Annotated in this window: 19 protein-coding genes; 6 read left to right on the forward strand and 13 right to left on the reverse strand. The window is 67.4% G+C overall.

Features of this window, described 5'->3' with window-relative positions:
- Positions 1–60: 60 nt before the first annotated feature.
- Positions 61–1,305: an acyl-CoA dehydrogenase family protein gene (locus ACYVDN_RS15445; RefSeq protein ID WP_460573072.1), complete on the reverse strand. Its 1,245-nt coding sequence runs from the start codon at positions 1,303–1,305 to the stop codon at positions 61–63.
- Positions 1,306–1,348: 43 nt separating this feature from the next.
- The gene (locus ACYVDN_RS15450) at positions 1,349–2,635 is read right to left on the reverse strand and encodes an acyl-CoA dehydrogenase family protein (protein ID WP_460573073.1); all 1,287 of its coding nucleotides are present in this window, start codon (positions 2,633–2,635) and stop codon (positions 1,349–1,351) included.
- On the opposite strand from ACYVDN_RS15450, the gene ACYVDN_RS15455 reads away from it, so the two are divergent.
- Together ACYVDN_RS15455 and ACYVDN_RS15460 are read left to right on the forward strand one after the other, a co-directional pair.
- Complete coding sequence (locus ACYVDN_RS15455; protein WP_460573074.1) at positions 2,634–2,828, forward strand: hypothetical protein; 195 nt, start codon at positions 2,634–2,636, stop codon at positions 2,826–2,828. The genes ACYVDN_RS15450 and ACYVDN_RS15455 overlap by 2 nt on opposite strands.
- A gap of 233 nt (positions 2,829–3,061) precedes the next feature.
- The gene (locus tag ACYVDN_RS15460) at positions 3,062–4,921 is read left to right on the forward strand and encodes an ABC transporter ATP-binding protein (protein WP_460573075.1); all 1,860 of its coding nucleotides are present in this window, start codon (positions 3,062–3,064) and stop codon (positions 4,919–4,921) included.
- Between the two features lie 34 nt (positions 4,922–4,955).
- Here ACYVDN_RS15460 and ACYVDN_RS15465 read toward each other — a convergent pair whose 3' ends face one another.
- Positions 4,956–5,303 (reverse strand): ArsR/SmtB family transcription factor, encoded by a 348-nt coding sequence (locus tag ACYVDN_RS15465; protein WP_460573076.1) that lies wholly within the window; start codon positions 5,301–5,303, stop codon positions 4,956–4,958.
- A gap of 65 nt (positions 5,304–5,368) precedes the next feature.
- Between ACYVDN_RS15465 and ACYVDN_RS15470 the strand changes: the two genes are divergently transcribed.
- On the forward strand, positions 5,369–6,580 hold the full coding sequence (locus ACYVDN_RS15470; protein ID WP_460573077.1) for an MFS transporter: 1,212 nt from the start codon (positions 5,369–5,371) through the stop codon (positions 6,578–6,580).
- A gap of 164 nt (positions 6,581–6,744) precedes the next feature.
- On the opposite strand, the gene ACYVDN_RS15475 is transcribed toward ACYVDN_RS15470, so the two are convergent.
- Together ACYVDN_RS15475 and ACYVDN_RS15480 are read right to left on the reverse strand one after the other, a co-directional pair.
- Complete coding sequence (locus tag ACYVDN_RS15475; RefSeq protein ID WP_460573078.1) at positions 6,745–8,028, reverse strand: alpha-L-fucosidase; 1,284 nt, start codon at positions 8,026–8,028, stop codon at positions 6,745–6,747.
- 268 nt (positions 8,029–8,296) lie between these two features.
- Positions 8,297–9,868: an MFS transporter gene (locus ACYVDN_RS15480; RefSeq protein ID WP_460573079.1), complete on the reverse strand. Its 1,572-nt coding sequence runs from the start codon at positions 9,866–9,868 to the stop codon at positions 8,297–8,299.
- Between the two features lie 170 nt (positions 9,869–10,038).
- On the opposite strand from ACYVDN_RS15480, the gene ACYVDN_RS15485 reads away from it, so the two are divergent.
- Together ACYVDN_RS15485 and ACYVDN_RS15490 are read left to right on the forward strand one after the other, a co-directional pair.
- On the forward strand, positions 10,039–11,007 hold the full coding sequence (locus tag ACYVDN_RS15485) for a magnesium transporter CorA family protein (RefSeq protein WP_460573080.1): 969 nt from the start codon (positions 10,039–10,041) through the stop codon (positions 11,005–11,007).
- A gap of 26 nt (positions 11,008–11,033) precedes the next feature.
- Positions 11,034–11,402: a VOC family protein gene (locus ACYVDN_RS15490; protein ID WP_460573081.1), complete on the forward strand. Its 369-nt coding sequence runs from the start codon at positions 11,034–11,036 to the stop codon at positions 11,400–11,402.
- A gap of 24 nt (positions 11,403–11,426) precedes the next feature.
- Here the strand turns inward: ACYVDN_RS15490 and ACYVDN_RS15495 are convergent, their stop codons facing one another.
- The 3 genes from ACYVDN_RS15495 to ACYVDN_RS15505 form a co-directional block, all read right to left on the reverse strand.
- A complete protein-coding gene (locus tag ACYVDN_RS15495; protein WP_460573082.1) occupies positions 11,427–11,729 on the reverse strand; it encodes a DUF1905 domain-containing protein in 303 nt (100 codons plus the stop codon).
- A gap of 133 nt (positions 11,730–11,862) precedes the next feature.
- The gene (locus ACYVDN_RS15500) at positions 11,863–13,281 is read right to left on the reverse strand and encodes an aspartate aminotransferase family protein (RefSeq protein ID WP_460573083.1); all 1,419 of its coding nucleotides are present in this window, start codon (positions 13,279–13,281) and stop codon (positions 11,863–11,865) included.
- A gap of 52 nt (positions 13,282–13,333) precedes the next feature.
- Complete coding sequence (locus ACYVDN_RS15505) at positions 13,334–14,818, reverse strand: CoA-acylating methylmalonate-semialdehyde dehydrogenase (RefSeq protein ID WP_460573084.1); 1,485 nt, start codon at positions 14,816–14,818, stop codon at positions 13,334–13,336.
- A gap of 171 nt (positions 14,819–14,989) precedes the next feature.
- On the opposite strand from ACYVDN_RS15505, the gene ACYVDN_RS15510 reads away from it, so the two are divergent.
- On the forward strand, positions 14,990–16,753 hold the full coding sequence (locus tag ACYVDN_RS15510) for a PucR family transcriptional regulator (protein ID WP_460573085.1): 1,764 nt from the start codon (positions 14,990–14,992) through the stop codon (positions 16,751–16,753).
- A gap of 345 nt (positions 16,754–17,098) precedes the next feature.
- On the opposite strand, the gene ACYVDN_RS15515 is transcribed toward ACYVDN_RS15510, so the two are convergent.
- From ACYVDN_RS15515 to ACYVDN_RS15535, 5 genes are all read right to left on the reverse strand, one after another.
- Positions 17,099–18,139: a DMT family transporter gene (locus ACYVDN_RS15515; protein ID WP_460573086.1), complete on the reverse strand. Its 1,041-nt coding sequence runs from the start codon at positions 18,137–18,139 to the stop codon at positions 17,099–17,101.
- Between the two features lie 106 nt (positions 18,140–18,245).
- Complete coding sequence (locus ACYVDN_RS15520; protein WP_460573087.1) at positions 18,246–19,103, reverse strand: ABC transporter permease; 858 nt, start codon at positions 19,101–19,103, stop codon at positions 18,246–18,248.
- Positions 19,100–20,053: an ABC transporter permease gene (locus tag ACYVDN_RS15525; protein WP_460573088.1), complete on the reverse strand. Its 954-nt coding sequence runs from the start codon at positions 20,051–20,053 to the stop codon at positions 19,100–19,102. Before ACYVDN_RS15525 ends, ACYVDN_RS15520 begins: the two co-directional genes overlap by 4 nt.
- A complete protein-coding gene (locus tag ACYVDN_RS15530; RefSeq protein ID WP_460573089.1) occupies positions 20,050–21,279 on the reverse strand; it encodes a polyamine ABC transporter substrate-binding protein in 1,230 nt (409 codons plus the stop codon). Before ACYVDN_RS15530 ends, ACYVDN_RS15525 begins: the two co-directional genes overlap by 4 nt.
- A complete protein-coding gene (locus tag ACYVDN_RS15535; RefSeq protein ID WP_460573090.1) occupies positions 21,276–22,448 on the reverse strand; it encodes an ABC transporter ATP-binding protein in 1,173 nt (390 codons plus the stop codon). The genes ACYVDN_RS15530 and ACYVDN_RS15535 overlap by 4 nt, the downstream gene beginning before the upstream one ends.
- Positions 22,449–22,708: the final 260 nt, after the last annotated feature.

Here is a 22,708-nt window from a genome sequence, read left to right on the forward strand (position 1 = left end):
GATGCTCCTTCGTGGTCGTTGTGAGGGGTGGGCTTCGAGACGCGCGCCTCCAGCGCGCTCTCAACCCGCGGGGGCTGCGGTGGTGGTGGTAGCGGCGGGCTTAGCGGCGGCGACGCCCACGGCCCACTCGTAGGGCGGCTCGGCGCCGTTCACCAGGGCGTCGCCCACGATGCGGGCCTTGAACGCCGTCGGGTTGTGTTGCGCGACGGTTCGCGCGTTGCGCCAGTGCCGATCGAGCCCGAGACCCGTGCCGGCAGCGGATGCCCCGAGCCCCTCGAACAGATCCGTCGCGTTCTGCAGCGCCAGCTTCGACACCACGACCTGCGCATTCGCCGATGCGAGTTCCGCCGCGCGCTTCGTGGATGCCCGTTCCTCATCGCTGCCCGCCTCGTACGCGCGCTGCAGGGCCTGCGCGCCGAGCCGGGTGGCGGCATCCGCTGCGAACGCGTTGGCGGAGAGACGTCCGATGTTCTCCAGCAGTTGCGGGTCGTCCGACGAGCGTGGAGTGTTGCCGTGGCTGAACGCCCTGGCGCGGGTGCGCAGCAACGAGGCGGCGTCATCGAGGGATGCCCTCGCGATGCCGGCCAGCACCGCGACGAGCGTCAGCTGGTAGAGCGCGGTCTGGTAGTGGAACCGCTCCCCGAACGCGTACACATGCTCCGCTCGCACGGGCGCGGCGTCGAACACCGCCGTTCCGCTGCCGGTGAGGCGCTGGCCGAAGCCGGTCCAGTCGTCGGTCACGGTGACCGAGTCGCCGACGGTCGGCACGAGCGCCGCGACTTCGACACCGTCCGGTGTGAGCGCTGTGGCATCGATCCACTCGGCGAAGATGCTGCCGGTCGTGTAGTACTTGCTTCCGGTGATGGACCATCCGTCCGGCGCGGGGGTCAGCCGGGTCCGCGTGTCGCCGAGGGCCACATTGCCGATCTCGGTGACGGCGTTGCCGACCATCTCACCGCGCGAGAAGCGGACGAGCCAGGCATCTCGCTCCGCACTCTGCGGTGCGTTGAGCCTGTCCTCGACGAACGCGATGTGGCCGCGGAACGCCTGCACGATGTGCGGGTCGGCCGCCGCCAGCTCGACCAGCAGAGCGAACAGCTGCTCGAGGCTGGCGCCGTCGCCGCCATGCGCGATCGGCACGCGCACCGCCGTGAATCCTGCCCGCTTCAGCAGCTCGATCTGCTCGAACGGCAGTTCCCGCCGCTGCTCGCGCTCGGCGGCACCGTCGGCGACCTGAGCGAACACCGGGCGGTACTTCGCGAAGAGCGCGTCATCGGTCGGTGGGAGGTCATGGGTCGCGGGCATCGGATCTCCTTACGGTTCGGGTACGGCCCGGCCAGCGGCAGGCTCAGGTGTAGAGCGACACGGGCTGGACGGCCCCGGTGAGGTAGTTGGCGCCGACCTCGATCTTCTTGTACTCGACCGGGTCGTGCAGGCTGTGGGTTCGCACGTCACGCCAGAAGCGGTCGAGCCCGATGCTGGTCTTCGTGGAGCTCGCTCCCGTCAGCTCGAAGACGCGGCTGGTGACATCCAACGACACTTCGGTCGCGACCACCTTGAGCTGGGCGATGGCGACCTCGAGCTCGGCGCGGTCCTCGGCCGTGGTGGCGCCGCCGAGGACGATCGCCTCGTCGAAGCGGCGGTTCAGCGCGTCGGCGAGGGCGCGCACGGCGGCCGTGCGCGACACGAGCTCCCCGAACGTGCGGTGGGTGATCGGATCGTCGGCGTACCTGTCGACGCCGGAGAGGAACCACGAGTTCGGGCGGGCGAGCGTGAGCTCCTTCGCCTCGGCGAGCGCGCCTTCCGCGACCGCGAGGTAGATGTTGCCGAAGAGCAGTTGCACCCCGGGCGTGACGACGGAGGAGAAGGGCTCGCCGGCGTCCACTCCGATCACGTCGGATGCCTCGACCCGCACATCCGTGTATCGAACCGAGCCGCTCGCGGATGCCCGGTAACCGATGTTGTCCCAGTCGTCGAGGAAGTGGATGCCGTCCCTGTTCGTCGGCAGTGCGAACACCGCGAGCTGTCCGTCGAGATCGCCGCCCTCGGCCACCGCTCCCGCGATCACGACGTCGGCGACGGCTGCACCGGTGGCGAAGCGCTTGAGGCCGTTCAGCACGTATCCGTCGCCGTCGGCGACCAGAGAGAGGTCGGGGCTCACCGGGTTGAAGGAGTCGCTCCACAGCCATCCGCCCGGTGTCTCGCCCCCTCGTACGCTGGCGCGGTACCAGTCGAGCTGTCGCTCGCGGTCGCCGCCGTAATACGTGATGCACGCCTGGTTCAGGTAGTGGTAGCCGAGGATCTGGCCGAGCGACGCATCCACTCGGGCGATCGCCCGCACCGCGCGGAACGCCGTCTCCCAGTGCCCACCGACGCCACCGGCCTCGGAGGGCACGATCAAGTCGACGAGAGCGGAGGTCTTCAGCACCTCGACTGCCTCGCGCGGAAGTGCTCCGCTGCGGTCTCGTTCCCGCGCTCCGTCGGCCAGGTCGGACGCCACGCCGTCCGCCACCGCACTCCAGTGGTTCAGTTCCTCCGGGCTCGCCGTGCCGCTCCACGGGCTGCGCTCCCAGTGAGGGTCGGTGTCCGCGACGCTCGTCGCGACGGAGTCGTGTTCGACGGCGATGTCTGTCATGGCTGAATCCCTTCCGGATGCCGACCTCATTCGGGCCACAGACCGTGCCATCGGGCCGACGTCGTCGCGCGACGAATCGGCCGACGGCTTCGGCGGTGTGTCCGTCGATTCTGTCGGATGCCCGGTGGATGCCGTCTGCGCCGCCGCAACACTCGGTAACGTCGTCCGATTCGTCCCTCCTCCCGTGGGTTGAGGAGCACGCGAAGCGCGCGTCTCGAAACCCGAATGGTCCTGCGGTGGCGGGCGGGTTTCGAGACGCGCCGCTCCGCGGAGCTCCTCAACCAGCGATAGCGCGGGAATGAATTCAAGCGATATATCGTTGACTGGTCGTGTTGCGCTGTGGTCGAACGTGCCCCGTGATCTAGGGCGAGCATGGGCGGCACGGGGCACACTGTGGAGCGGCGCACTGGATCAGAAGGAGGCCTCATGAGCGGAATGGGACCCATGGCTCGCGGCCGTGTCGGCGGCAGGGACATCGCGGCGCAGAAGGCGGCGAACGCGCGGGCGCCGAAGATCCCGCATCTCTTGCGCAGGGTGGCGGAGCTCTTCGCGCCCCACAAGGTGGCGCTGTCGGTGACGGTCGTGCTGGTGCTCGTCTCGGCTGCCCTGTCGGTGATTCCCCCGTTGCTGACCGCGCGGGTGTTCGACGTGGGGCTGTTCCCCAAGTCGGGGCATCCGAACTATCAGGCCACGGTGATCCTCGTGGCGGCGATGATCCTCATCTATCTGGTCTCCGGCGGTATCGGGGTCTGGCAGACGTACCTCACCGCGACGGTGGGCAACAAGGTGATGGGGTCGCTGCGAGTGCGGCTGTTCCGACACCTGCAGTCGATGGAGCTCAGCTTCTTCACCCGCACGAAGACCGGCGTCATCCAGTCGCGTCTGCAGAACGACGTCGGCGGAGTCTCCAACGTACTGACGAACACCATCTCGAGCGTGCTCGGCAACATCGTGACGGTGATCGCGGCGTTCGTCGCGATGATCCTCCTGAACTGGCAGCTCACGCTGATCGCCGTCGTGCTGATGCCGTTCCTCGTCATCGCGCAGCGCAGGGTCGGTCAGGTGCGTGCGCGCATCGCGACGGCCACCCAGGAGTCGCTGTCCGACATGACGGCCATCACGCAGGAGACGTTGAGCGTCTCGGGCATCCTGCTCTCCAAGAGTTTCAACCGGCAGCGTGCAGAGACCGCACGGTACGAGGACGAGAACCAGACGCAGGTCGCGCTCCAGGTGAAGGAGACGATGAGCGGCCAGTGGTTCTTCGCGATGGTGCAGATCTTCCTGTCATCCATTCCCGCGATCGTGTACCTCGTCGCCGGACTGCTGCTCGGTCGCGGCGCGACCGACATCACCGCGGGAACCATCGTCGCGTTCACCACGGTGCAGGCGCGGCTGCTGTTCCCGCTGATCGGCATCATGCAGACCGCCCTCAATCTGCAGACCTCGAGCGCTCTGTTCGCCCGCATCTTCGAGTACCTCGATCTGAAGCCGGCGATCGGAGACCGGCCCGACGCGATGGATGTCGCACCTGGCGCCCCCGTCGGGGAGATCGAGTTCCGCGGGGTCACCTTCCGTTACCCGGATTCCCGCCCCGGCGAGCGCGCGACCCTGGACGACGTGGACTTCACGATCCACCCCGGACAGTTCGCCGCCTTCGTCGGACCGAGCGGCGCTGGCAAGACGACAGTGTCGTACCTGGTGCCGCGCTTCTACGAGGCGAGCGATGGCGCCGTGCTGTTCGCGGGAACCGACGTGCGCGACCTCAAGCACGAGTCCCTCGTCGACCACATCGGCATCGTGAGTCAGGAGACCTATCTCTTTCACGCGACCATTGCGGAGAACCTCAGGTACGCGGCGCCGGATGCCACGCAGCAGCAGCTCGAGGCGGCGGCGCGTGCGGCGAACATCCACGACACGATCGTCGGGTTCCCCGACGGCTACGACACGATCGTCGGTGAGCGCGGCTACCGGCTCTCCGGCGGCGAGAAGCAGCGCATCGCGATCGCACGGGTGCTGCTGAAGGATCCAGAGGTGCTCATCCTCGACGAGGCGACCAGCGCGCTCGACACCATCTCGGAACGGGTCGTGCAGCAGGCGCTCGACTCGGCTGCAACGGGTCGCACCACGATCGCGATCGCACACCGACTGTCCACGATCGTCGGAGCGGATGTCATCTTCGTGGTCGACCACGGGCGCGTCGTCGAGCGGGGAACGCACGGCCAGCTGCTCGAAGCCGGCGGCGTCTACGCCCGCCTGTACGAGGAGCAGTCCGCCGTCGTGGCCTGAGGCTCTGCCGGCCAGCCCTCGAGCGGCGCGCCGCTCACCCTTCGAGAAGCGAGTCGATCAGCCCGGGGAAGCGGGCGTCGAGCTCTGCCCTGCGGAGCACGATCAGGTGGGTGCGGCCGCTCACCGTCCACTTGGTGAGGCCCGACTCACGCAGCGTCTTGAAGTGATGCGACATCGTCGACTTCTGCACCCCCGCCAGGGCGGCGACCTCCGACTTGAGCCGAGGTTCGCCGTCAGCGAGCCTGCGCACGATGTCGAGCCGGATCGGATCGGCGAGCGCACGCAGCACCTCGACCAGCTCCACGTCGGCGAGGTCGGGAACGGGGTAGTGCTCGTAGCCACCGGCGCTCTCGGTGGGCGCCTCTGATTCGCGTTGGGCCACGACACTCTCCGGACGGTCGAAAAATAGTTCGACAAACGTCGAACTATTGAGCTATCTTTGACGGTATGACCGTCATCGAACAATCATACCGCGGGTCGACACTTCGGCTCGTTCTCCTCTCACTCGGAATGTTCGTCGTCGGCACCAACGCGTTCGTCATCGCCGGACTGCTGCCGCACATCGCGCAGGATCTCGGCACGAGCCAGGCATCCGTGAGCTACACCATCACCGTCTACGCGTTGCTCGTCGCCGTCGCGTCTCCGCTGGTCACGATCCTGCTGCCGCGGGTGCCGCGATCCGTGCTCATGTCGGCAGGGGCTCTGCTCTTCACGATCGGTGTCATGGTCGCCGCGCTTAGCACCTCGCTGACCGGATTCGTCGTCGCCCGCATCATCGCCGCGCTCGGGGGCGCGGCCCTCGTGCCGACCGCGAGCGCAGTGGCGGCCACGCTCGGCGCGCCAGAGCACCGAGGTCGTGCGCTCGCCGTGGTCGGCGCCGGCTTCACGCTCTCGGTCGCCGTCGGGTCGCCGCTCGGCACCGCACTGGGCAGCGCATTCGGATGGCGCGCCCCGATGTGGGCGCTCGCCGTGCTCGGAGCGGTGGTCACCGTGGTCATCCCGCTCATGTTCCGCGGTGTAGCGCGCCCCGCGCCCGTCGCACTGCGTCGCAGGCTCCAGCCTCTCGCGGATGGCCGCGTTCTGACGGCACTCGCTGCGGCACTCTTCATGACGGCGAGCTTCAACGTCGTGTACATCTTTTCGGCGCAGGTCGCGCGTCCCTCCACGGGCGGATCCGGTGAGCTCCTTGCGGTGCTGCTGCTCGTCTACGGCGTCGCGGGCGTGGTCGGCAACCTCTTCGCAGGCCGTCTCACCGACCGGTACGGCAGCCGTGCCAGTGCGACGGTCGCGCTTCTCACGCAGGCCGCAGCGCTCGCGGCACTCGCCGCTCTTGACTGGTCGTTCGGGGCATCCATCGCGTTGTTCGCGGTGTGGGGAGCCGTCGCATCGAGCATGGCGATTCCGGTGCAGCATCGGCTCGTGAGCATCGAGCCCAAGCACGCTCAGCAGACCATGGCGTGGTACTCCACGGCGATGTACCTCGGCATCGCCATCGCACCTCCGCTGGGAAACCTCGCGCTCGGCGTCGCCGGCCCGTGGCTGGTTCCCGTCGTGGGAGCCGTCGTCAGCGTGATCGCGCTGGTGCTGTTCCTCGTCGGCTACCGGGCCCGGCGGATGCCCACCCTCACGTCACCCGTCGCGACCCTGGCCCAGCGCTGACGCCCTTCTCGCCGGAAGGCCTTCCCGCGGGTTGAGGAGCACGCGGCGTAAGCCGCGCGCGTCTCGAAACCCCGATGTCTGCGGGGCGGGTTTCGAGACGCGCGCCTGCGGCGTGCTCCTCAACCCACGGTGACGCGTGTCACGGCACGTCGACCAGCGATCGGCTACCGCAAGAAGAGCTCGATGACCGGCACAGCGACGTCGGGGCGACGCACCGGGAGGGTGAGGGTCAGCGTGCCTGCCGGCTGCCCGCCCTGGGACATATTCTGCGCAGTGGCGTTCGGGTCGATGACCCGCATGCCCAGCTCGGATGCGTCGTTCAGCAGCTGCGCATACTCGACGTGCTCGGCGAGGCCGGGCAGGTGCAGCGTCTCGAACGGCCACGCGAAGAGGTGCACGTAGAGCCGGTCGCCGCGCTGCGTGTACCGAACGTCGGTCGGCGGCGTGAACGAGCTCGCGCCCGCACCGTAGATGGAGCGCGAGTGCAGGCGCATCCACTCGCCGATTCCGTCGAGCGAGTCACGTGCGTTGTCGTCGAACGCGCCGCGGCCGTTCGGGCCGACGTTGAGCAGCAGGTTGCCGCCCTTGGAGACGCCGTCGACCAGCATGCGAACGAGCATGCCGACATCTTTGTAGTCCGTGTTGTCGCGATCGTAGCCCCAGCTTCCGTTCAGCGTCTGGCACGCCTCCCACAGCACAGGCTTGCCATCGACCTCGAGCGCGCGATCGGGCTGGTACTGCTCGGGCGTGACGAGGTCGCCGGGGATGCCCAGCCGATCGTTCACGATGATGCCGGGCTGCAGCTCCCGCACCATCGCGAGCAGCTCCTCGGAGCCCCACTCCTCCGCACCCTTCGCACCCCACACGACGGGCTCGTGGTTCACGGCGTAGGAGAAGTCGAAGAAGAGGTAGTCGACGCGTCCGTACCTGGTGAGCAGCTCGCGCACCTGGCCGTGGAGGTACTCGCGGTAGCGGGCCAGGTCACGTCCCTCGTTGAGGTCGGCCGCATTGGGCTCGTCGCGCTGCGGGTGGAATCCGTCGACCGTGAAGTCGGGGTGGTGCCAGTCGAGGAGCGAGTGGTAGAAGCCGACCTTGAGCCCGGCATCCCGAACCGCCTCGACGAACTCGGCGACGATGTCGCGCCCGAACGGCGAGTGGGTCGATGTGTAGTCGGTGAGGTCGGAGTCCCACAGGCAGAACCCGTCGTGATGCTTTGTGGTGAGCACCACGTACTTCATGCCGGCGGCCTTGGCCGATGCGGCCCATTCGCGCGCGTCGAAGAGGTCGGGGTCGAAGTGCCGTGCGTAGCGCTCGTACTGGTCGACAGTCATCCGCTCACGGTTCATCAGCCACTCGTGGCGGCCGCCGAGCGCGTAGACGCCCCAGTGGATGAACATGCCGAAGCGGTCGTGGGTGAACCACGCAGAGGGCTCGGTCGACGACGTCATGATGGATGCCTCCGCAGGGGTGATGCGATCGGGTTACACCGAAAGGTCTGATGTCTCAGCACCCATCCTGCCGCATGACGCCGTCTCGCGGAACCCAACCCCCGAGACATCGGAGCTATGCGCTCCCCGTGCTCCTCAACCTGCGATAAGGGAAACGCGACCATCCACGCGACGCACCACGCTCGCCGATGCGGCGGCGTGACGGCGCATCGACTGCAACCATGCGCCCCGCCGACCGCGGTGCGCCGGGCGGGGACCGGCGCACAAGCTAGTGCAGGGAGACCCGTTTCGGGAGGGCGAACACCAGCAGGAACGCAGCGACCGCGAAGATCGCGCTCACCATCATCGCCAGGGCCGCGCCGTCGCCGAACGCGGTCGCCAGGCCGTGATCGACGAACTGCTGGATGGCCTGCTTGATGGCATCCGCTCCACCTGCTCCGTGCTCTTGCGCGATCTTGGCGGCCTCGGCCTTGCTGGGGGCGAACGACGAGGGGATCTGCGAGAACAGCACGCTGCCGATCACCGCGATGCCGATGGCCGAGCCGACGCGCTGCATCGTCTGGATGACCCCGCTCGCCGCCCCGGCCTCCGAGGTGTCGACGGTGGCGACGATGAAGCGGGCGTTCGGCGCGATGAAGAGACCGCTGCCGAAGCCGGCGACGAGGAGCGGCGGGAGCAGATCCCAGCTGACGAGGTCGGTGGTGGGTACGAGCCACAGGATGAGCCACAACGCGATCAACCCGAGCGAGACCAGTCCGGTGCCGAGGCTCAGCACCGCACGGCCCATGCGTTGCGCGAACCGGTCGCTCAGCGCGGCGCCGACGATGCTGCCGATCGAGAACGGAAGCGACACGAGGCCCGACTCCAGTGCTGTGTGCTGCAGGCCCGCCTGCCAGAGCAAAGAGATGGTGAAGAAGATGCTGGTGAACGCCGCGAAGTAGATGAACGCGAGCAGCACTCCGCCGGTGAATTGCGGGTGGGCGAAGAGGTGCGGCGGCACCAGCGGTTCCGTCTTCGTCCTGGCGACGTGTCTCTCCCAGAACGCGAACAGCACGAGCAGCACGAGGCCGGCGATGAGGCTGATGAACGTCCAGGCCGGCCATCCCTGATCCTCGCCCTCGATCAGCGGCACCAGAAGTGCGACGAGGCCGGCGATCGCGAGGAGCAGTCCCAGGGCATCCGTCGACAGCTTCTTGCCCTCTGCACCACCCGGAACGAGCAGCAGGGCCGCGACCACCGTGATGACGCCGATCGGTGCGTTCACGAAGAAGATGGACCGCCATCCCTCCGCCTCGCCGAACGCCTGGATGAGCAGACCGCCGACGAGCGGGCCGAGGGCCGTCGAGATGCCGATCACGGCGCCCATCACGCCGAACGCGCGGCCGCGGATCCTTGGCGGGAACATCAGCTGGATCATGGATGCCACTGCCGGCACGAAGATGCCGCCACCGAGGCCCTGCACGACGCGTGCGACGACGAGCTCGGTGCTCGACTGCGCGAGACCGCACCACACGCTGGCGAGGGTGAAGATCGCGATGCCGACGACGAACGTCCACTTGTGGCCGAAGCGGTCGCCGACGCGACCTGCGGGGATGAGCAGCACGCCGAACGCCAGCGCATAGCCCGAGATCACCCACGACAGCGTCGCCTCGTTCGCGTCGAGGCTCGTGCGGATGGTCTGCAGTGCGACGTTGACGATGCTCGTGTCGAGCAGCGCCATGAACATGCCGGCCAGCAGAACGATGAGCGCCCACCAGGCGCGTCTGCTCACCGTGGTGCCGTTGGGGTCGGGTGCTAATGCGAAGGAGCCGGTGGAGGGGCTGGGTGCGTTGTTCGACACCGGACAAGTTGACCACGTGCGCCCGCATCCCGTCGACAACGTTGCGATGGCGGCTCGTTCACGGATGTCCGTTGTCGCTCGGCGGCGGCGATTACGCTGTCCGTACCCTCTCTTTCGGGGGTCTCGTCACACCCCCATCTTCGACACGATCCCACGCTCGGAGCTCGCCCATGCGCATCCTCGACTCCATCGACGACGAGTTGATCGCCAAGCTGCGTGCGAGCCAGGACTTCTTCTGGCTCGACCTCACCGCGCCGAGCAAGGAGCAGATCGAGAAGCTCGGAGCCCTGCTCGAGCTGCACCCTCTCGCAGTGGATGACAGCGTCAGGTTCGGGCAGCGGCCGAAGCTCGACACGTACGGCGAGACAGCACTCCTTGTGCTGCAGGGCGGCGTCGAGTCGATGCCGGAGGACGAGAACGAGCATCCCCTAGAAGAGATCCACTGCCACCTGAGCGGCGACTTCATCGTCACGCTTCATCGGCGGCCCTACCGGGGGCTGCAGGATCTCAAGACGCTGTTCGAACGGTCGGCATCCTCGACGTCGAAGAGCGAAAGGTATTACCTCTACAAGGTCATCGACGCCATCGTGGACAGCTTCTTCCCGATGCTCGCCGACCTCGACGAGGAGATCAACGCGCTAGAGGATGCCATCATCTCGCACGCCGGGCGCCGCCAGCTCGCGGAGACCTTCCGTTTGAAGCGGCTGCTGCTGATCCTGCGCAAGGCCGTCGTGCCCATGCGGGACGTGTTCGCCCGCGAGATCGAGGTCATCGCCGACCTCGCGGGGCTCGAACCCGACAGTCACGACTACTTCCGCGACGTCTACGATCATCTGATCCGCATCACCGACGAGTTGGACTCGTACCACGAGATGGTCGCTGGATGCACCGACCTCTACCTCGCCATCATCGCGAACCGCCAGGGGGAGACGTCGAAGCAGCTGGCGATCATCGCCTCGATCTTCCTGCCCTTGAGCTTTCTCACCGGCTTCTTCGGCATGAACTTCACGTGGGAGATCGGACACGTGCTCGTCGGTCCGTGGGCGTTCTTCGCCCTCGGCATGGGCACCATGGTGGTCGCGGCCGGCGCGATGTGGTGGTGGTTCCATCACAAGGGCTGGACGGGCAACGACGGCTGACGGTGGTGGCGCGTAGCGTGTCGCCCATGATTGGTACCTGGGATTCCGTCATCGTCGACTGCCCCGATCCCGTGGCACTCGGCCGTTTCTACGAGCAGCTTCTTCCGATGCAGATCGTGTCAGAGGAGCCCGACTGGGTCGAACTGGCCTCGGGGCCGGGTGCCCGGCCGCTTCTGATGTTCCAGAAGGTCGACGGCGACTACTCACCGCCGCAGTGGCCGGGGCAAGACGTGCCGCAGCAGATGCACATCGATGTGCGAGTCGACGACATGGATGTCGCTGAGCAACAGGTGCTCGCGCTCGGGGCCGTGAAGGCGGGGTCGGACCACGAGACGTTCCGTGTCTACCTCGATCCGGCCGGGCATCCGTTCTGCCTGGTGACCCCGAACGACTGAGCGCCGTCGGGAGGCGTCAGCGGCTCACAGCATGGTCTCCACGGCCATGCGCACGGTGTCGCCGACATCGACGCCCTCGCGCTTGCGGATGGCCTTCTTGATGGCGATCACGAACGAGCCGTCGCGCTCCGGGAACACCGACGTGCTCCAGCGGGAGGACCCGAGCGTCGCCTCCACCTTCACCGAGCCGAACCCGGCGGGTGGATGCGGCGCATCGTGGATCTCCGCGGACACATCTTCGGGCAGCCGCGCGAACACCCACGCGTCGTGTCGTCGTGCGTCCCATGGGAACAGCGTGGACTCGAACTCGTAGCGCATGCCCGCCATGCCTCAACGCTATGCGGTGCCGCCGACACTGGCCCGACGAACCGACAACAGCGCCATGTGCGCTTGACCGCGCCAGTTCAGCTGGCGCAATGGAGCGCAAATGGCGCTCTTACGGGGTCGTCCCGCGGAGGCGTCAGCGGGCGTAGCGGTCGGCGACCGCGAGGGCGGTGTCGATGACATCCAGTCCGCGGCGCAGCTCGTCCTCCGTGATGACCAGCGGCGGGGCGATGTGCACGCGGTTGAAGTGCGTGAACGGCCACACCCCCGCTGCCTTGCATGCCGCGGCGATCTCACCCATGGGAGCGGCATCCGCTCCGGCAGCGTTGAACGGCACCAGCGGCTCGTGCGTCTCGCGGTCACGCACCAGCTCGAGCGCCCAGAACAGTCCGCGTCCGCGCACCTCGCCGAGCGAGGGGTGGGTGTCGAGCCATCCGGTGATCGTCGGCTCGATCACCCGGGATCCGAGGTCGCGTACGCGCTGCAGGATGCCGTCCCGTTCGAACACCTCGAACGTCGCCACTCCGGCGGCACAGGCCAGCGGATGCCCGGAGTAGGTCAGTCCGCCCTGGAACGAGACGTCGTCGAAGAAGTGGGCGATGGGCTCCGAGATGACGACGCCGCCGAGCGGCACGTAACCGGAGTTGACACCCTTCGCGAACGTGATCAGGTCGGGGACGACGTCGTAGGCATCCACCGCGAACCACTCGCCGATGCGGCCGAAGCCCACCATCACCTCATCGGCGATGTACACGATGCCGTACCGGTCGCACAGGTCGCGAACGCCCTGAAGGTATCCGGGCGGCGGCACCAGCACGCCGTTCGTGCCGACCACGGTCTCGATGAGGATGGCCGCGATCGTCTGAGCGCCCTCCAGCGTGATCACCTGCTCAAGGTGCTCGAGAGCGCGCTGTCCCTCCTCCACCTCTGATGCCGCGTGGAACGCCGACCGATACGGATACGGCCCGAAGAAGTGCACGACAGAGCCATCCGCGTCGGGCTGGTTGGCCCAGCGGCGCGGGTCGCCGGTAAGGGCGATCGCGGTGTTGGTGTTGCCGTGGTACGAGCGGTACATCGACAGCACCTTGTGCCGGCCCGTGTAGCGGCGGGCCATGCGCACGGCGTTCTCGTTGGCGTCCGCTCCGCCGTTCGTGAAGAACACGTGGTTCAGGTCGCCGGGCGCAACCTCGGCGATGCGTCGGGCGAGCTCGCCGCGCACGTCGTTGGCCATAGAGGGTTGGATGGTCGCGAGCCGGCCCGCCTGCTCCTGGATGGCGCGCACGAGATCCGGATGCTGGTGCCCGAGATTCAGGTTGACGAGCTGCGAGCTGAAGTCGAGGTAGGCGTTCCCCTCGTAGTCCCAGAACGTGGAGCCCTCGCCGGCGGCCACCGGCGTGGGGTTGATCTGAGCCTGGGCGCTCCACGAGTGGAAGACGTGTGCTCGGTCATCCGCTCGCACTTGCGCCTCGGCGGAGGAGTCCCCGAAAGCGTGGAACGCGCCGGTACGGTCCGTGTACCCGGAGCGGGTGCCGGTGGTGTTCTCGGTGATGGTCATGTCATGAACCTTTCGGTTGCTTCGCTTGGTCGTGCGACGGACGACGCGATGCCTAGTGGTTTCCAGGGAACGCGAGCTCGACGCGCGACTGGGCAGGCTCCGGCCAGCGGCTCGTGACGACCTTGGAGCGCGTGTAGAAGTGGAACGACTCCGGGCCGTAGATGTGCGAGTCGCCGAAGAGCGAGTTCTTCCAACCACCGAACGAGAACGACCCGACGGGAACGGGGATCGGCACGTTCACGCCGACCATGCCGACCTCGATGTTGAACTCGAACTCCCGCGCTGCGCCGCCGTCGCGGGTGAAGATGGCCACGCCGTTCCCATAGGGGTTCGCGTTGATCAGGCCGATGGCGTCGTCGAGCGTGTCAACGCGAACGACCGAGAGCACTGGTCCGAAGATCTCGTCGCGGTACGCCCTGGACTCGAGTGGAACGTTGTCGAGCAGCGTCGCGCCGATGAAGAATCCGTCGCTCTCGAAGAGCTTCTGCGAGCCGTCGACGACGACCGTCGCACCCTCTGAAGCGGCACTCGTCACGTACGAGAGCACCTTCTCGCGGTGCTGGGCGGTGACGAGCGGGCCCATGCCGCTGGCGGCATCCGTTCCGTCGCCGATCACCAGATCGTCGATGCGCTTCTGGATGGCCGGGATGAGCTTGTCGCCCGCGCCGCCCACCGCGACCAGAACGCTGACTGCCATGCAGCGCTCGCCGGCGGAGCCGTACGCGGCAGAGACCGCAGCATCCGCTGCGGCGTCGATGTCGGCGTCCTCGAGCACGACCATGTGGTTCTTCGCGCCGCCCAGCGCCTGGACCCGCTTGCCGTTCGCGGCGGCGCGCTCGTAGATGGACTTCGCGATCGGGGTCGAGCCGACGAAGCTGATCGCCGACACGTCGGGGGAGTCGAGCAGGGCATCCACCGCCGGCTTGTCGCCGTGCAGCACGTTGAACACGCCTGCCGGCAGCCCGGCGTCGGCGAACACCTTCGCCAGGAACACGGATGCCGAAGGATCCTTCTCGCTCGGCTTGAGCACCACCGTGTTGCCGCACGCGATGGCGCTGGCCACCATCCACAGCGGGACCATCACCGGGAAGTTGAACGGCGTGATGCACCCGACCACGCCGACCGGCTGCTTGACGCTGTGCACGTCGACCCCGGTCGAGATCTGCTCGCTGTAGTCGCCCTTGAGGTGCTGGATGAGCCCAGAGGCGTACTCGACGTTCTCGAGTCCTCGCCCGATCTCGCCGGCAGCATCTGACAACACCTTGCCGTGCTCACTGGTGATGATCGCCGCGAGCTCGTCGCGGCGTTCGGTGAGCAGGTGGCGAACGCGGAACAGCACGTCGGCGCGCTTGGTAAGGCTCGTCGCCCGCCATCCGGGAAGGGCCGCCTTCGCGGCCGCGATGGCGGCTGCAGCATCCGATTCGGACGCCATGACCACCTGGTGCTGCACAGCACCGGTCGCGGGGTTGTAGACGTCGGAAGTGCGCTCTGGCTCGCCGAATTCGGCGCCGTTCACGACGTGGCGGATCAGGGCCATGTCGAGTCCTTTCGGTCGTGATCCCGTCTCCGTCAGGAATGATTCGACGGTGTTGGACTCGGCGGTGCGACGGCGCAGATGAGCGGCGTCGGATGCCCGATCCGGACGATTCGACGGAGTGGGGGTTAGTCTTGTTGCTCCCATGTTCACAGAGAAGTGGAGACGATAGCGGTGCCAGAACGTCACGGCTTCGCCGAGGCTCGCACAGATCGTCCGAGTGACGATGTCGACACCATGGGTGACCATGCAGACGACGCCGACGGCGCACCAGAAGCGCAACCCGCGCCCGGGCTCGACGCCGATCGCACGGCGACGCGGCAGGCGGTGTCGAGACAGTCCGTGCTGCCGACCATCCGCGACGTGCTGCGGCTGGAAGAGGTCGTCAGCGCGGTGCCCGAGGTGCTCGCCGGCGAGGATGCCCTCGATCGGCCCGTGCGCTGGGTGCACGTCTCGGAGACGGCCGACGTCGTGCACCTGGTGAAGGGCGGCGAGCTCATCCTGTCGACGGGCGTCGCGTGGCCGACGGATGCCGTCGCGCTGCGCACTTTCGCCTCCAGGCTCCTCGACGCGAAGATCGCCGGGGTCGTGCTGGAGCTCGGCCACCGGTTCCCCGAAGCGCCCACAGCGTTCGCCGACGAGGCGCGAACCCTCGGTCTGCCCTTCATCGTTTTGCATCGCGAGGCTCGATTCGTCGCCATCACCGAGGCTGTGCACGCGCGCATCATCGCGGACCAGATGGCTGCGCTGCGGGCGAGGGACGAGATCCACGCCCTCTTCACCCAGCTGAGCTTGCGGGGGAGCCCGATCGACTACATCGTGTCGCAGCTCGGTCGCACGCTCGGCTCGCCCGTCGTGCTCGAAGATCTCACCCACCGGGTGATCGCGGTCGAGGCGATGGGGCACGACACCCAGGTGCTGCGCGACTGGGAGCAGCGCTCGCGTCAAGCGCACGAACGGGCGGCGGATGCCGTCTCCCGGGGCGCCTTCATGGGACACGACGACTGGACGATCGTTCCGGTGGAGGCGCGCGGAATCCGGTGGGGCTACCTCATGGCGCTGCCGGGCAGGCCGCACCTCGCCGGGCGCACCAACGTGCTCGAACAGGCCGCCGTGGCACTCGCGCTGAGTCGGCTCGCCGATCGCGGAGCCGACGAGTGGACGAGGAGCGGGCACGAGCGCATCGTCTCCGTGCTGCTCGGCAGGAGGTTCAGCAGCGAGCGGTCGCTCTCCGATCGCCTGGAAGCTGCGGGTCTCCCCGTGACGGATCGCACCCTCGTCGGCGTCTCCGTGCGGGTGCGTGGCAGCGCACGTACGGCGGCCGCCGTGGCCTCGTCCGCGCGAGAGCTCGGCGTGCCGACCATCACGGCGGCTCATCCGTTCGCCGATGCCTCGACGAGCGTGGTCATCGCGTCGATGGCGCCGGGCTCGCAGTTGGCGGATGCCGTCATCCTCGCCTTCGCGAACGCGGTGGCGCGTGCCGCCGAGGCGTCACCCGCCGACGTCACCGTCGCGGTGGGGGCGGACGCCGACGGCATCCCCGGCCTGCTCGTCTCGATCGAGCAGGGAACGGATCTGCTGACTCCGCAGGAGGACCACAAGCGACGCAGCCCGCTCATCGTGCGGGTCGAGGATCGGCCGCTGCTGCGTCTGCTCAACTCGTTCGGGAGCGACCCTCGGCTGCAGGCGCACAGCGAACGGATGCTCGCCCCGCTCATCGAGTACGACCTGCGACGCGGGGGCGATCTGCTCGACGTGCTCACCGCGTATCTCGCGTACCCGGGCAACCGCACGCGTGCTGCGACGGCGAGCCACCTCTCGCGGTCGGTCTTCTACCAGCGCATCGCGCTCATCGAGGAGTTGCTCGGCGTCTCGCTGGATGACGGCGAGGTCGTCAGCGCCCTGCACGCGGCCCTGCTGGCCCGTCGCGGTCGCTGACCGCGGCCGACCGGCCGACCTCGGGCCGCCCCCGGCCGGGCCCGGCCTGGCCGACCTGGGGCCGCCCGACCCCCCGGCCGGGCCCGGCCTGGCCGACCTGGGGCCGCCCGACCCCTCTACAGCGCCATTTGCGCGCAATAGCGCCAATTAGGCTGGCGCAATAGAGCGCAAATGGCGCAATTGCGGGCTGGGGGACCTTGCCGACCGGGAGGCCTGTCAGGCCGGGGGACCTTGCCGGCCGGGAGACCTGTCAGGTCGGGAGACCTGTCAGGCCGGGACCTGTCAGGTCGGGAGACCTGTCAGGCCGGGATCTGTCGGGCCGGCATGGCAGATCGACGGATGACGTCAGGCTGACCGCGAAGGACGTCGGATGACGCTGATCACGAGGCCGACGATGGTGAGCGCGGTGCCCAGCACGGTGATGACCTGCAGGGTGGTGCCCGGCGCGGGGAACGCCGCCTCGATGACGAGCGCCGCGACGAGCTGGCCGCACACCGCGGCGAGACCCTGCAGAAGCACTCCGACGATGGGTACGACGATGGCGGACCCCATGATGAAGATCACGCCCAGCACCCCGCCGATGTAGAGGAGCGGGTTCGTCGGCAGGTGCGCAGGCGGCCCGGCGACGGCAAGGTGCACCAGCGCGACGATGCCGAGCAGCAGCGTGCCGCCGATGAAGTTCACGAGGGTGGCCGACACCGGAGACCCGAGAGTGGTGCGGACCTGGCCGTTCACCGCCTGTTGCCATCCGGTCAGGCATCCTGCGATCAGCGGCATCAGCAGCACGAGGAACGGCGCGTGCGCGTTCACCTGGGGCGACACCGACAGTGCCACCGAGCCGATCACGATGATCGTGCCGACGACGCGCGTGGCGGTGATCGGTTTCGGCGGCACCCTCCCGACACCACGGGCGTCGATCACCAGGCTGCTGATCGTCTGGCCTGCGACGGCCGCCACGGTGAACAGCGCGATGCCGATCAGCGTCACCGCGAGGCCCTGCGAGAGCACGAACAGGCCGCCGGCGAGTCCGCCGAGCAGGGTCCACCACGGGAGCTCACCGCTGCGCACCGCGGCAGGGACCCTGCGGATGCCCCGCCTCGCCGCCCTCGACGAAACGGTGATCACCGCGACGACGACCAGCCCGACGAAGAACGAGATGAGTGCGGCGGTGTATCCGTCGTCGAGTTCCAGCGCGAGCTGCCCGTTGATGCGTCCCTGCAGGGTCACGAGCGTTCCCGCGACGCCTGCAAGCACGACGCAGGCGATGGTGACGAGCATCCTGGGCGATGCGCTCAGCGACGGGTGCGCGAATTCCCGCTCTACCTGACGCGCGTCGTCTTCGACCTCGCGCTCGAGGTTCCGTGCCTCGTCGTCTCCGTCATCCACGCGCCCATCCTGCCAGCCTCCGCGAGACTGCATCCGCACGCCGAGACTGCGGGCGGAACCCGCGTGTGTGGGGTGGACGTGCCGTCTTGCGGATGTCGCTGCGGGCTCAGGACCGCTCGCCGCCCCTCCGGGTCACGACGCTGTTCATCAGCGCGACGATGAGCGCCACCGTGAAGATGATCGTGCCGAAGCACAGCACCTGCGGCGGCAGCCCCACCTTGGCGGCGCCGTACACGAACAACGGGAACGTCACGGTCGGGCCCGCGACGAAGCTCGTGATGACGTAGTCGTCGATCGACATCGCCAGCGCGAGAGCACCGCCGGCGAGCATGCCGGGCACCAACAGCGGGAAGGTCACCCGCCAGAACGCCGTCAAGGGATTCGCACCGAGATCGCCTGCCGCCTCTTCGAGCACCTTGCCCATGCCGGACAGCCTCGCTCTGATCACCACGACGACGTACGCGACGCAGAACGTGACGTGCACGAGAAGGATGGTCAGGAATCCGAGCGGGATGCCCGCCGAGAGGAAGAACGACAGGGATGCCGCGCCGACCACGATCGACGGCGCGGCGATGTCAGCGAAGACGACCGCGCTGAGCGGCCCGTGCAGCGCGAAGCGGTGACGCTCCAGTGCCATCGCGAGTGGAACGCCGATCGCCAGCGAGATGATCGCGGACAGCACGGCGATCTCGATCGAGGTGAGGAACGACGCGCCCAGCCCGCTCACCTGGGTGAGGTTCTGGTACCAGTAGAGCGTGAAGCCGTGCCACTGGAAGGTGATGCGGTTCGTCGGCGTGTTGTTGAAGCTGTACACGATCATCAGCACGATCGGCACCAGCGTGATGCCGATGACGACCCAGTAGATGATCGGCAGCAGCGGCCGCTTGCGATTGCGGCGCTCGCCGATCGGCTCGTGCACCGTCTGCGCGGTGGTGACGGGCTCTGTTCCGAGTACGGCGGTCATACCAGATCCTCGATGTTGTCGGTGCCGGCGATGCGGGCGTACACGAACAGGATGATGCCGAGCACGATCATCAGCACTGTGGACAGCGCGGCGGCCACGTTGTACTGCTGATTGGTGAGGTAGGCATCCTGAATCGCTTGGCCCATCACGTACGTATGGGTTCCGCCGAGCAGCGACGCGTTGACGGGGTCGCCTGCGCAGTCGATGAAGACGAGCAGAACACCCGCGAACAGACCCGATCTGGTCAGCGGCAGGATGACCCGCGTGAACGTGTTCGTCTTATTGCCGTAGAGGTCGGCCGACGCCTCGATCAGCCGCGGATCGATGCGCTCCAGCGCCACGTACAGCGGCAGCACCATGAAGGCCAGGTCGTTGTACGCGAGGCCGAAGATCACCGCGCCCGGCGTTCCGATGATCTGGAAGTCCTTCGGCACGAGATGCAGGTTGTGCAGCGTGCCGACGATCGGCCCCTGGTCGGAGAGCACGAAGGCCCACATGTCGGTGCGGATGATGAACGAGACGAAGAAGCTGAGCGCCACGAGCAGCAGCAGCGCGTTCTTCCATCTCGCCGAGACCCGGAACGCGATGAAGTACGCGACGGGGAACCCCGCGATGATCGTCACGATCGTGGCGGCGATGGCGTACCAGAGGCTTCGACCGAGGATCTGCCAGTAGTTCACCTCTGAGTGCACGAAGAGGTCGGAGTAGATGCTCCAGTTCCACGTGAGCGTGTAGCCCTGCTGCGGGTTGCCGGTCATCAGTGACACGGCGAGCCCGGAGATGAGCGGGATGACGAACAGGATGGCGAGCCATGCGATCCCGACGATGCCGAGCAGATACGGGGTCGAGTGACGCTTCAGCGAGCGGCGGAACCGGCCATCCTTGCGCTCCAGCGGTGCTTGCTCGAGGGGCGAGCCGGTGCCGGCCAGCGGCGTTGTGACGGTGGTCATGACTGGATCACAGGATTGAACACCTTGTTCCATTCCTCGTATTCGTCGTAGTTCTTGAACACGTAGAAGTTGTGCGACTTCGCGTCGACGGAGGGATCGGGGAACACCAGCGGGCTGTTGGCGACGGTTGGGTCATTCAGCTCGTTCAGGATGTAGTCCTTCGCGGAGGGAACGGGGCACACGTAGTTGACCCAGTCCTCGACCATGCCTGCGATCTCTGGCGTGTAGTAGAAGTCCATCCACTTCAGCGCCGAGAGCGGGTTCTGCGCCTGCATCGGGATCATCATGTTGTCGTGCCAGATCATCTGGCCCTCGTCAGGGATGACGAACTTGAGGTGCTTGTTGCCGCCTGCGATCGCCTGGAAGACGTCGCCCGACCACGCCTGCGACACCCAGGTGTCGCCGTTCGACAGGCGGTCGATGTAGCTCTGGTCGTAGTAGCCGAGCACGTTCGGCTGCGCCTGCTTGAGCCACTCGGCTGCCTTGCGCCAGTCGGCGGGCGTCGACGTCGTCGGCTCGATCCCGAGGGCGAGCATCCCGGCGCTTCCGAGCTCGGTGTTGTCGTTCATCATGCCGACGTGGCCCTTGAAGGCAGGGTCGAGCAGGTCCTTGAAGCTGGTGATGGGCCGATGCACGAGCTTCGTGTTGTAGGCGAGGCCGGTGAAACCGGTCTGCCAGACCACGGAGTGCTTGTTGCCGGGGTCGTATGGCGGGTTCTTGACGTTGGCCGCCGCGTTCTTCGCGAAGTTCGGCAGCTTCGTGTGATCCAGCTCCATGACGAAGCCGTTCTGGATCATCTCGGTGAGCTCCCAGCCGTTGGTCATCACCACGATGTCGTAGCCGATGTCTTCGTGTGCGCGCAGCTGGGGTGCGACGGTCGCATAGAACGGAGCGTTGTTCTGGATGACCTGCTGATAGTTCACCGAGATGCCCGACGCCTTCGTGAAGGCCTCCAGCGACGGGTACTTGCCGTGCGACTGGTCGATGTAGAGCGGCCAGTTCGCGAAGTTCAGCTTCGTCGTCGGCTTCTGCTTGGCCCAGAACGCCGGCCAGTCGACCTGCTGCTGCGCCTGGCTGGAGAGGGATCCCTGGATGCTGCAGCCGGCGAGTGCGGAGCCGAGGGCCGCAACGCCCACGCCGCCGAGCACGCCCTTGAGCATCGTGCGACGGGAGATGCGTTGTTGGGTCAGTCCTCGCCACAGTGCGGGATCGGGAGACGGGCTCATGACGGCGCCCCGGCCTGCTTCGGGGCGGTGCGCTCGGCCGAAGGGGCGAGCACGAACGCGTGCGAGGCATCCCAGGTCAGCACGACCTCTTCGCCAGGGCGGGCGCGCGAGGAGTCCGCGAGGTTCTGAGCGAAGGCCTTGAAGACGCCGCCCCACGGGGTCTGCACGTCGTACTCGGTACTGGCGCCGAGGTAGGTGGCGGTGATGACAGTGCCGCGAATGGCGTTCGTCGCGGGGACCGTGCCTGCGACATCCGCACGCGTCACGACGAGCTTCTCCGGACGGATGCCCACCCGTGCGCCTTCCGGCAGCCGAGTGTGCGCGCCGTCCACCACGAGACCGGCGCCGTTCGGCAGGCGGAGCACGCCGCCGTCGCTCTCGGGGGTGATCACATTGCACGTTCCGAGGAACTCGGCGACGAACTGCGTCGCCGGTCGGTCGTACACGCGGTCGGGCGATCCGATGTCTTCGGTGCGTCCGAAGTTCATCACGGCGAGGCGGTCGGCCATCGACATGGCCTCGTTCTGGTCGTGCGTGACGTAGAGGAACGTGATGCCGACCTCGCGCTGGATGCGCTTGAGCTCCAGCTGCATGGTCTTGCGGATCTTGGCATCCAGCGCGCCCATCGGCTCGTCGAGCAGAAGCACCTTGGGCTCGTTCACCAGCGCGCGGGCGAGGGCGACGCGCTGCTGCTGACCACCCGAGAGCTGCAGCGGGCGACGCTTGCCATAGCCTGCGAGGCCGACCATCTCGAGATTGCGCTCCACCTTGTTGCGGATCTCCGCAGACGGCGTGTTCTTGCGACGCAGACCGAACGCCACGTTGTCGAACACCGTGAGGTGCGGGAACAGGGCGTACGACTGGAACACCGTGTTCACGTCGCGCTTGTACGGCGGCAGCATGGTGACGTCGCGACCATCGAGGTAGATGTTGCCCAGGCTCGGCAGCTCGAAACCGCCGACCATGCGCAGCGTCGTCGTCTTGCCGCAGCCCGATGGGCCGAGAAGCGCGAAGAACTCGCCCTGAGCGAGCTGAAGGTCGATGCTGTCGACGGCGATGGAATCGCCGAACCTCTTCGTCACGTTGTGGATCGCGATCGCCGGATGGGCTATCCCGGTCGCCGCGTCGGGAAAGGCGGCTGCTGCGCCCTCGCTCGCCAGGGTCGTCATGGTTCTCCTTCGAATCACCGCCATGCGGGGGCTCGTGCAGAGGACGCACCGGCGGTGCGGGTATCACCTCGTTGTGTCGAACCGGCCTGACGATTTGTGACATTCTTTCAAGCCTTACCCTGGTCGCGCGACCAATTCGGTAGCGAATAGGCAACGACTCCGGCCATTTCGTCCGGCGCTTCGCCCCGGTCCGCCTACCATCCCGCCCCGAGTCACCCGCCTCCAAGTCGTCGCCACTTTGTGCGGGTTCCTCGTCGGGC

The organism is Humibacter soli (assembly GCF_054779035.1).